This is a genomic window from Streptomyces sp. NPDC104831 (assembly GCF_055583025.1).
The window spans coordinates 1-1,078 of sequence record NZ_JBVJOT010000149.1; the positions used below are offsets into that span (position 1 = coordinate 1).

A 1,078-nucleotide genomic window follows, 5' to 3' on the forward strand; every position below is an offset into this window, starting at 1 on the left:
CAAGTACCGCGGCGACTTCGAGCAACGTCTGAAGACGGTGCTGAAGGAGCTGAAGGAGCGTCCGCACGCGATCCTGTTCATCGACGAGATCCACACGCTGATCGGCGCGGGCGCCGCGTCGGGCGGCACGCTCGATGCGTCGAACCTGCTGAAGCCGGCGCTGTCGTCGGGCGTGCTCAAGTGCATCGGCGCGACCACGTTCACCGAGTATCGCGGCATCTTCGAGAAGGACGCGGCGCTGTCGCGGCGCTTCCAGAAGGTCGACGTGACGGAGCCGAGCGTCGAGCAGACGGTCGCGATCCTGCGCGGGCTGAAGTCGCGATTCGAAGAGCATCACGGCGTCAAGTATTCGTCGGGCGCACTGTCGGCCGCAGCCGAACTGTCGGCGCGCTTCATTACCGACCGTCACCTGCCGGACAAGGCAATCGATGTGATCGATGAAGCGGGCGCCGCTCAGCGCATCCTGCCGAAGTCGAAGCAGAAGAAGACGATCGGCAAGAGCGAGATCGAGGAAATCATCTCGAAGATCGCGCGCGTGCCGCCGCAGAGCGTATCGCAGGACGACCGCAGCAAGCTGCAGACGCTCGATCGCGACCTGAAGAGCGTCGTGTTCGGCCAGGATCCGGCGATCGACGCGCTCGCAGCCTCGATCAAGATGGCGCGCGCGGGCCTCGGCAAGATGGACAAGCCGATCGGCGCGTTCCTGTTCTCCGGCCCGACGGGTGTCGGCAAGACCGAAGTGGCGCGCCAGCTCGCGTTCACGCTCGGCATCGAGCTGATCCGCTTCGACATGTCGGAATACATGGAGCGTCATGCGGTGAGCCGGCTGATCGGCGCGCCGCCGGGCTACGTCGGATTCGACCAGGGCGGCCTGCTGACCGAAGCCGTCACGAAGAAGCCGCATTGCGTGCTGCTGCTCGACGAAATCGAGAAGGCGCATCCGGACATCTTCAACGTGCTGCTGCAGGTGATGGACCACGGCACGCTGACGGACAACAACGGCCGCAAGGCGGATTTCCGCAACGTCATCATCATCATGACGACGAACGCGGGCGCCGAGTCGATGCAGAAGGCGACG

1 protein-coding gene is annotated in these 1,078 nt (G+C 64.7%); it reads left to right on the forward strand.

Annotated elements, in window-relative coordinates; all coding sequences use genetic code 11:
• A partial coding sequence (locus tag ACZ63H_RS38645) for an AAA family ATPase (RefSeq protein WP_469873127.1) occupies positions 1-1,078 on the forward strand: 1,078 nt, incomplete at both ends.